Raw genomic sequence first — 9,498 nt, forward strand, 5'->3', positions numbered from 1 at the left:
GCCCCAGCTACCGACAAATACCGGTTTGTCGATTTTTGGCATATCAATCACTTCGTCAAAGCCATTGCCGGTAAAAAAGGCGCGCATATTGTCAAAGTGCGCCTCGCCGCCATACATAAAGCTGGTGTGATACCCCTGCCCGGCCAGGGCACTGCCCAGCGTATAAAAGTTTTGCTGCGCCAACGATAACTTCACCACACTTTGCGCCGGCGTGGGCATAAAGCCGCTGACAACGGCTTCAATACCACGCACAGAGCGGGTGCCGGTGGCGTACATATTTTCAAACCACCAGCCCTGCTGCTTGAGCTTTTCCAGCTCTGGCGTCACCGGCAGGCCGCCGAGTGATTCAACAAAAGTGGCGCCTAAGCTTTCTTCCAGCACAATAACCAGATTAAGTGGCCTGGCCCGCGGTCGGGTTGCCTGATGAAAATGCGATGTTGGATAGTTTTTATCAAACTGCAGCTGCTGCAGCCATGGCCAATCGAGCGCGCTGGCCAGGATCTGCTGGCGCGGTAATTTGCCATATACTTCGCTGGCATTGGCTTCATGGCGCAGGCTATAAATGGCATAAAGCACAGAGTAAGGCGAGCTAATCACCAAAGAGTTAACCATGGCGTCGCCGGTTACGGCAAAAAATGCCGGGTTGGCTGGCCGGTGATCGGTTGTGGAGCGCACCATAGCAAACACTACACATACCAGCACTGGCCAGCTTAACCACAAGGTGCGGTTGCTGTAAGGCAAAGTGCTGCTTCGGGCAGCGCGTAAAATACGGTGAGAAAGTAGCAGCAGCGCAGCGGTCAGCGCTATGCCGCCCAGCAGCATTAGCCGAAAACCATGCCACAGGGTGCTGAACACTTCGCGCGGGTATTTCAGGTACTCGATATACAAACGGTTCGGCCGGATATCATATTGTAAAATAAACTGTGGCGTGGACAACTCAATAAAAATAATCACTGTTAAGCCAAGTAACGCCCAGCCATGACAAAAGCTGCGCCAGCGCTTTATGTTACCGGCTGTCGCCAGAACCGGCGCCAGTAGCAGCGGCAACACCAGCCATAATCCTACAAGGATCAAGTCAGCCCTTATGCCCTGCAACAACAAAGGCAAGATATCAGCTGCAGCTGCAACCCGCTCGTACTGCCAGATAAACAGCACCACCCGGCTGAAAGACAGAATCGCCAGCATCAACAATGCCATCACAACTAACGGATAATAAGGGCCTGACAAGCGGTTTACAGATATTTTCATGGCAATACAGCAGCTTTGCAAAACAACAATTGCCGCCAATGCTAGATGTATAAGCTTAAGATTTTCTTAAGATTGCCCAATCATAATAAACAGGTGTTTAAACAACCGACATTCGGCGCGCCAAAGCTGTGCAGGTAATATTTAATTATGCTTATTAAACAATTCGTCAGCGATAGCAGTGTGCACCGGCTGCTATTTTTATATGTTATTGCCTGGCTGTTACTGGATGTTGCCGGCGGCGATATCTGGCTGGCCAGCAACATTTACGCTATGGAAGGGTATCAATGGTCACTGCAACAACACTGGCTGACAGAGAGTATTCTGCACCGCGGCGCGCGGCAGTTAAATTATGTCTGCTGTGCTGTCGTGCTTATTGCGACAGTCGTTGCCAACATTAAACGCGCTAAATACAAACAGCTGGCCGACAGCCTGCTGGCATTGAGCCTGGCACTACTTAGCGCTTTTGTGCTGGTAGCTTATCTTAAAGCAATCACCAATATTGCCTGCCCCTGGGACCTGGCCGTATTCGGGGGGACAGAGCCTTATATCCATCTTTTGCAAAAGCGCCCCTCCTATCTGCCTTACAAACAATGCTTCCCGGCAGGGCACGCCAGTGTCGGCTATGCCTGGGTTGCTCTGTATTACTTTTTAAAACAGGTAAAACCCGGCTGGCGCTTTGCCGGGCTGGCAACAGGCCTTATCAGTGGGCTGGTTCTGGGTATTGCCCAGCAGCTGCGCGGCGCGCATTTTTTATCGCACGATATCACGACGTTACTGCTGAGCTTACTTTGCGCTAAGTTTTGCTTTATGCTCATTTCAGAGACAGCGACCACCAAAGAGAGTACTTATCTCTGATGCGCATTTTACTGGTTGAAGACAATCTTACGTTAGCCAAAGGCATGATTACCAGCTTAAAGCGCCTCGGTTACCAGGTAGAACATTGCACTCAGGGTAAACATGCGCTGCAGGCTTTATCGTGCAGCGAGTTTTCGCTGCTAATTCTCGATCTCGGTCTTCCCGATGGCTTTGCCATCAGCGTGATCAAAACCTTGCGTAAAGCTGGCAACACCATACCGGTATTAGTACTGACCGCGCAGGATGCACTGGAAACCAAGCTTGATGCCTTTAACAGTGGCGCTGACGATTATGTGGTGAAGCCGGTGGACGTATTGGAACTTGAGGCAAGAGTCAGGGTGTTAAGCCGGCGTAATACCCTAAGGCGGGACGATGTGCTGACCGTGGCAGAGGTATGTTTAGACGCCGCCAACATGCAATGTGCTTATCAGGGCCAGGCTGTCAGCCTGACGCGGCGCGAATTTATGCTGTTAAAAGACTTTATGCTGCATCCAGACCGCATTTTGTCGCGGCGCTATCTGGATGAACTGTGCCATGGCTGGGACGGCGAAACTGAAAGTAACGCGCTGGAGGTGCATATTCACAGTTTGCGTAAAAAGCTGCATCCACAACTGATTAAAACCATACGGGGGTTGGGTTACATGCTCAACAGCCACTATGCAGATTAACAGTATCAAAGTCTGGCTGCTGATTGTGATCAACCTGATCGTTATTTGCAGTCTGAGTTTTACTGCGTTGGTATCGTATAAAGATGCAATGCATGAGCTGGATGAAATTTACGATGCCCAACTGGCCCGTAACGCCCGCCTGGTTGCAACGATGCTAACGGCCATGCCTGTGCAGCCTGATGCGAACCCATTGGTGGTCAGCGTACCAGAGTTCACGGATACCGGTGAAAACCTGACCTCAGCGCAGGAGCGTCGTCAGGGCGGCCATAAGTATGAGCAGAAAATAGCGTTTCAGGTCTGGCAGGACAACCGGTTAGTTATGGCATCAGAAAATGCCGGGCAGTTTCCCGAGCCGATGACAGAGCAAGGTTACCATGAGCTGTTAGAGCAAGGTGTACACTGGATCAGTTTCAGCCTGCCGCAGGGCAATGGCTTATGGGTATTCACCGCACAGCGGGAAGATGTGCGTCAGGAAATGAGCGAACATATCGCACTTGCCCAAATCAGACCAATTCTGGTGATGATGCTGCCACTGAGTATTCTGATTTATCTGGTGGTAAAACTGATACTCAGACCGCTGAACCGCCTGCAATATAGTGTCGCAGCACGTCAGGCCGAGCAGCTGAGCGAAATATCACTCAAGCAACCGGCAGAACTTCAACCTATTCAGCAGGCAATAAACCAGCTGATACAGCGGGTAAGACACTATATCCAACAAGAGAGGCGTTTTGTCGCTGATGCAGCGCACGAGCTAAGAACGCCGCTGAGTATATTGCAGCTGCATGCGCAGAATCTGCCAAAAGCGACCCGTCCCGAAGAGCAAACTGAAGCCATCGCTGCGATTATTGATGGCAGTAAACGCATGACGCATCTGGTAAATCAGCTACTGACATTAAGCCGGCTGGAACGGATACAGGATATTCACTGCAGCAGTACACCCTTAGTTACATTGGCAGAGGATGCGCTGTCCCAGTTGTCGTTGGTATTACTGGATAAAGCCAATTGGGAGCTCAACATTGACTGCGCGATTATCATCCAGGGCGACAAGGTTCTGCTGCAATCAGCCTTGCGTAATGTTTTTGATAACGCCAGTAAATATGCAAAAGACGATACCAATATCATCATATCCGCAACCATAACCGACGTTTCAGAACTGACATTAACTGTACAAAACCAAACTGATATTTTACCGGATCCTCAGCGTATGGGTAACCGGTTTTTCCGCCACCAAAGCCATCAGCATATAGATGGTTCAGGATTGGGTTTATCGATAACACAGCGAATTATCGAACTGCATGGCGGAACAGTGCAGTTTGACACCCGACAGCCAGATATTGTAACGGTGGCCTTGTCGTTACCAATGGCAACCGTTTTAAAACAGCCAATGTAAATAATGCCGTTTTAAGATCTGCTTAAGAAATCCTACATACACTGTGGCAAATGTTGTTTAGCGGTGCTGTTTTATGTCATCACGTGTATTAACTACCCTCACGCTGTCTGTTCCCTCCCGCCTGCGCCCGGCAGTATCATATATTTTTTCTAACCTGGCGGTTGCAACCTTACTGACACTGGCGTTTAACCAAAGCTTTATGCGCAGCGTGTTGCCGTTGGGTGGCTGGTCTGTCGCCTGGCCACTTATAGGTTTGTTGTTTTTACTCAATATGTTTATCTGCCAGGTATTTGGCGTTGGCAAGTTTCAAAAAAGCTGGCTAATAGGCTTACTTCTGGTTTCAGCCGTCAGCCAGTATTTTATGCTGCAGTACGGCGTACTTATCGACAAAGGCATGTTGATAAACGCTATCGAAACCGATAGCCGTGAAGTCTATGCATTATTAAACCCGGAAATGCTGCCGTACTTTATCTGCTATTTACTGCTGCCAGCAGTATTAGTGATCCGGGCGAAGCATCATACAGCCTCGCTGAGTAGTCAGATAAAACAGTACACCATCAGCATGGTTTCAATCGTTTTACTGACGCTACTGCTGGTGATAACACAATACCAAAATCTGGCTGGTGTATTCCGCCAGCACCGTTCATTGAAACATCAGGCTACCCCTTTTAACGTGTTAAACGCCGTCAGCGGTGTCGTGCGCAATGAGATTTTGCACCCGGCAATACCAGTATTTAAGCCCTATGCACAGGACGCGAAACTGATAACCAGCACAGCCAAACCACAATTGGTAGTGATGGTACTGGGGGAAACCGTCAGAGCAGACCATCTGGGGATTAATGGCTACCATCGTAATACCACCCCCAGATTGTCAAAACGCAAGCTGATTAATGTCGGTGCTATTGATGCGTGTGGCACGGCTACGGCCGTATCTGTGCCCTGCCTTTTCAGTTATTTAACGCACGATAATTATGATGAAATTATAGCGAAACACTCGGACAATCTGCTGGATGTGTTGCAACGAGCCGGTGTAAAAGTACTTTGGCGTGATAACAACTCAGGCTGCAAACATATGTGTGACCGGGTCGAGCAGGATCAGAGCTTTGCGCTCGATTGCATAGCAGGAGAATGTCAGGACAGTGCACTGCTAAATGGCTTACGGCAGAAAATTCTGTTGTCAGCTAAACCAAGGGTTCCAATGTTTGTTGTGTTACACCAACAAGGTAATCACGGCCCTGAATATTACAAACGCAGTCTGGCGCAGCAGAAACAGTTTTTGCCAGAGTGTGAAAATAACTTGCTGGTGCAATGCCAGACCGAGCACATTATTAATGCCTACGACAATGCACTGCTGGCAACAGATGAGTTAATTGATAATGTGATAACGATGCTGCAATCGCTGTCAGATGAATACGACACGTCGTTACTCTATGTGTCTGATCATGGTGAATCTTTGGGAGAAAATGGTGTGTATTTGCATGGCCTGCCTTACTGGATGGCCCCAGAAGAGCAAACCAGAGTACCTATGCTGATGTGGTTGTCTGACGAAACGTTGCGGCGCAATATGGTTAATACTGACTGCGTACAACACAATGCTGTGCGTGCTGGCAGCCATGATATGCTATTTTCATCGATACTAAGCTGGTTCGACGTAAGCTCAGAATCGATTTTGCCCTCTCAGAATATTTTTTATCAATGCAGCCGTCAGATTGCCGGAAAAATTGTTAAAAAGCACGATGATAGCTTGGTCAAAAATAATGACTGAGCTACTATAACAGCGTGTAATTTAGCAGGTGCTGATATGCGCATTATTTTGCTGATATTGTTTGCCGTTAGTGCTCTGGCCCAAGCGGCAGGCAACGAGATACGCCTGGGGGTGCATAATTTTCCTCCCTATTTTGTTACATCAGGCAGCGGCCACTGTGGCGGTGAAGCGGTAGAGTTAACCCGCAGTATTTTGCAAACAGAGGCTATAACTGTGCGCACGGTCTGCGCTACTCCGGCCAGACTCTATAAAATGCTACAAAGCGGCGAAGTTGATTTAACCATCAACATTAAGCAAACCCAGGCTTTGCCGGCAGATATCAGCTTTGTCGCCCCTCCCTATGTGCAACTGTCGTTAGTGCTACTAACCCATGGCGCCGCCGTGGCGCGGGAAAAACAACCGACCATAGCCGCGATCCGCGGTTTTGATTATCATGGCCAGCGCCAATTGCTGAGCGAAAGTGGCTATAGTTTTATCGACCTGCCCGACAGCATCAGTGCGGTAGAAATGTTTGTTAAAGGCCGCAGCAGCGCCTTGCTGACTTATGAAGCGCCGTTTAATTATTACCTGCAGCAGCAAGCGCTACCGTTTGCCAGCCATTATCAGCGCCGTCTGCTGGATACTATTGACGCCTACTATGTTGTTTCCGGCCGTTCGGAACACCTGACTTATATCAGCACCACCTTAAACCGCTACGCAAACACTGAACAACTGAGCTATTTTTCACACTGATCCTGTGGCCTGTTCCGCCAGGCGCTGCTCAATGTCGGCCAGATAAGCCGGCCGGGCAAAGAAATAGCCCTGGCCAAACTCGCAGCCGAGTTCCGTTAAAAGCTCGTGCTGCTGTTGTGTTTCAATACCTTCAGCTATGACTGCCACCTCAAGTGCCTGCGCCATAGCCAGCATGGCTTTTACCAGGCCAAGATTTTTCCCCTGCTCCAGGTTCTGAATAAAAGCCCGGTCTATTTTGATAAAGTCTATCGGCAAGGTTGTCAGATAAGATAACGATGAGTAACCGGTACCAAAATCGTCAATGGCGACTTTGATCCCGGCACTGCGGCATGCTGACAGATTTTCCTGAATGGTTGGTGAGTCATCCATTACCACGCCTTCAGTAATCTCCAGTTGCAGACAGTCGGCTGGTAAACCAAGTTTATTAAGTTTTGCTGCAATAAAGTTGTACAGCTCAGGATCTGAGAAATGTTTGGCCGTGATATTCACCGCTACCGGTTTTGGCCACAGTCCCATACCCTGCCATGCTTTGATTTGATTCAGTACCGTTTTAATGACCCAGCAATCCAGTGTCTTTCCAAGGTTCACACTTTCTGCCACCGCCACGAAAATATCCGGCGCTACTGTCCCAAGCTCACTGTCATGCCAGCGCAGCAAGGCTTCGTAGCCAATCAGGCTCTGGCTGGCAAGGTGGTATTTCGGCTGCAGCACAACCTGTAGCTGGTCTTGCTCCAATGCGCGGCGCAGCCCCTGTTCAATCTCCAGCTGACGGGTCAGGGCATTGTGAATATCTTCATGATACAGCCGTAATGTAACCCCCTGATGTTTGGCTTCAAACATCGCGGCTTCCGCCTGGCGGATCAGGATATGCAGATCTGTCGCATCGTCGGGATAAATACTGATGCCAACACAGACAGAAGGCGAGATTTTCTCATTTGCCAGCCAGTAAGGTTCCGTGTATTGCGTGATCAGTTGCTGCACAAAAGGCAGCAAATTGTTTTGCCCGTTTACCGGCAATAGCAGTATATAATCGTCGGCACCGGGTCGGCAGGCCAACGCCTCTTCCGGCAACATATTTTTCAACCGGTGCGCCGCTTCAATCAGCATCAGATCGCCAAATTCATGACCATACTTTTCATTGATCAGCCGAAAACGATGACAATCAATAAACAGTACCGCATAGCGCTGCTGCGGATCTTGGCGGCGGTTAAACTGCTCTGTCAGCCCTTCCCGGTTTAACAGCCCCGTCAGCGCATCAAAGCTGGTTAAAAACTTTGCATGATTCTTCGCCTTAACCTGTTCTGTAATATCGATGCCCACACCCTGAATTTCGTCGGCCGCTTCTGCCTGCCCCGCCAGGCTGCTGAAAGTCCAGTCCACCCAATGCACACGATTGTCAGTACTGAGCATACGCACAGACAGTGAGACGGTTTGTGACTGCCGGGTTTGCCTGAGCTGCTCAAGTAACGACTCCACATTTTGCCGCTCATCAGCATGGATAAACTCCAAAATGGAAATGCCTAGCATCTGAAACAATTGCTGCCCGAGCTGGCGGCAAAACGCATTATTAACGAACGTTAGCCGCGAATGCTGGCTTAAACGGCAAATAAATTCTTTCTGGTTTTGCACAATATCGCGATAGCGCTGCTCGGCTGAGATCAGCCGTTGCAATACCGCTTTAAATTCTGACAAATCATGGCACACACCAACAAACAACCGGCCCTGCTCAGTGCGCGACTCCCCCACCGACAGATGCATTGGAAATACCGAGCCATCTTTTCGTCTTGCCTGCACGTCGCGGCCAATGCCAATGATTTTTGCCGGGCCACCACTTTTATAATTTTGCAAATAGCCATCGTGCTGCCGGGCGTGAGCCTGGGTCATCAGCATACTGACATTTTTGCCAATCACCTCCTGTTTGTTATAGCCAAACAACTGCTCGGCGCCCCGGTTGAAGGTTTGCACCAGCCCCCATTCATCAATTGAGATAATGCCGTCTACGGCAGCCTCCAGTAACGCTTCCTGCATTGAGCGTAAGCTAAGGTGGGCTTTAACGCTGGCCTGATAGGCAGTTAAGTCATGACAGATACCAACAAAATAGCGCGCACTGTCCGTATTGGCCTCACCGACGGATAAATGCATCGGAAACACACTGCCATCTTTGCGTTTGCCTTGCACATTACGGCCGCTGCCAATGATCTTCGCTGGCTTTCCCGCGCTGACATAGTTAGACAGATACGTATCGTGCTCAGTGTGAAAAGGCTCTGGCATCAGCATCCGCACATTCTGGCCAATGCAGTCAGCCGCATGGTAACCGAACAGTGTTTCAGCGGACGGTGAGAAAAAGCAGATAAGCCCCTGCTGGTTAATCACTATGATGGCATCAACCGCTGAATGAACAATAGCGTCCTGCAGCTGACTCAGCTCAAAAGTATCCATACCTGATGTAACCTTGTTGTTAGCGGACAGAACAGCAAATACTCATATAAGCCATTATTTATTGACAAGAATTACAACTTTAGAAGTGAAGTTACCTTTTTTCCACACAAATCATTTAAATAACTGCACAGGCTGTTGTCAGAGCAGGAATAGACGTGAATTTTTAAGCAGTGTGGGCAGTGTCTAAGCAGAATGTACGATGCGACATAAACAGGCAGCGCTAAAACGCAAAAAACCAGCATAATGCAGGTTTAAAGTGGCGGAGCGGACGGGACTCGAACCCGCGACCCCCGGCGTGACAGGCCGGTATTCTAACCGACTGAACTACCGCTCCGGATCAAACAAGAGCTGTAAGGCTTAATGGCGGAGCGGACGGGACTCGAACCCGCGACCCCCGGCGT

The 9,498-nt window shown here is 49.4% G+C and carries 7 protein-coding genes and 1 tRNA gene; 5 read left to right on the forward strand and 3 right to left on the reverse strand.

Annotation, left to right across the window (positions count from 1 at the left end):
• The coding region (locus VIN66_RS09595) for an LTA synthase family protein (protein WP_331923777.1) at nucleotides 1-1,248 on the reverse strand (1,248 nt) is incomplete at its 3' end.
• Nucleotides 1,249-1,395: 147 nt separating this feature from the next.
• On the opposite strand from VIN66_RS09595, the gene VIN66_RS09600 reads away from it, so the two are divergent.
• From VIN66_RS09600 to VIN66_RS09620, 5 genes are all read left to right on the forward strand, one after another.
• Nucleotides 1,396-2,103 (forward strand): phosphatase PAP2 family protein, encoded by a 708-nt coding sequence (locus VIN66_RS09600; protein WP_331923778.1) that lies wholly within the window; start codon nucleotides 1,396-1,398, stop codon nucleotides 2,101-2,103.
• Nucleotides 2,103-2,771: a response regulator transcription factor gene (locus VIN66_RS09605; protein WP_331923779.1), complete on the forward strand. Its 669-nt coding sequence runs from the start codon at nucleotides 2,103-2,105 to the stop codon at nucleotides 2,769-2,771. Before VIN66_RS09600 ends, VIN66_RS09605 begins: the two co-directional genes overlap by 1 nt.
• Complete coding sequence (locus VIN66_RS09610) at nucleotides 2,761-4,161, forward strand: sensor histidine kinase (protein ID WP_331923780.1); 1,401 nt, start codon at nucleotides 2,761-2,763, stop codon at nucleotides 4,159-4,161. Before VIN66_RS09605 ends, VIN66_RS09610 begins: the two co-directional genes overlap by 11 nt.
• Nucleotides 4,162-4,234: 73 nt before the next feature.
• Entirely contained in the window at nucleotides 4,235-5,926 is a 1,692-nt protein-coding gene (locus VIN66_RS09615; protein ID WP_331923781.1) for a phosphoethanolamine--lipid A transferase, read from the forward strand.
• Between the two features lie 36 nt (nucleotides 5,927-5,962).
• A complete protein-coding gene (locus VIN66_RS09620) occupies nucleotides 5,963-6,658 on the forward strand; it encodes a transporter substrate-binding domain-containing protein (protein ID WP_331923782.1) in 696 nt (231 codons plus the stop codon).
• Here VIN66_RS09620 and VIN66_RS09625 read toward each other — a convergent pair.
• Nucleotides 6,650-9,097, reverse strand: coding sequence for a sensor domain-containing protein (locus tag VIN66_RS09625; RefSeq protein ID WP_331923783.1), 2,448 nt, complete (start codon nucleotides 9,095-9,097; stop codon nucleotides 6,650-6,652). The genes VIN66_RS09620 and VIN66_RS09625 overlap by 9 nt on opposite strands.
• Before the next feature lie 257 nt (nucleotides 9,098-9,354).
• A tRNA-Asp gene (locus tag VIN66_RS09630) sits at nucleotides 9,355-9,431 on the reverse strand.
• Nucleotides 9,432-9,498 lie beyond the last annotated feature (67 nt).

Source organism: Rheinheimera sp. (assembly GCF_036568245.1).
Taxonomy (GTDB): Bacteria; Pseudomonadota; Gammaproteobacteria; order Enterobacterales; family Alteromonadaceae; genus Alishewanella.

Excerpts from the sequence above, each read along its gene's own strand:
- VIN66_RS09600 (WP_331923778.1), top strand. The coding sequence starts at position 1,396 with ATGCTTATTAAACAATTCGTCAGCGATAGCAGTGTGCACCGGCTGCTA.
- VIN66_RS09605 (WP_331923779.1), top strand. The coding sequence starts at position 2,103 with ATGCGCATTTTACTGGTTGAAGACAATCTTACGTTAGCCAAAGGCATG.
- VIN66_RS09610 (WP_331923780.1), top strand. The coding sequence starts at position 2,761 with ATGCAGATTAACAGTATCAAAGTCTGGCTGCTGATTGTGATCAACCTG.
- VIN66_RS09615 (WP_331923781.1), top strand. The coding sequence starts at position 4,235 with ATGTCATCACGTGTATTAACTACCCTCACGCTGTCTGTTCCCTCCCGC.
- VIN66_RS09620 (WP_331923782.1), top strand. The coding sequence starts at position 5,963 with ATGCGCATTATTTTGCTGATATTGTTTGCCGTTAGTGCTCTGGCCCAA.
- VIN66_RS09625 (WP_331923783.1), bottom strand. The coding sequence starts at position 9,097 with ATGGATACTTTTGAGCTGAGTCAGCTGCAGGACGCTATTGTTCATTCA.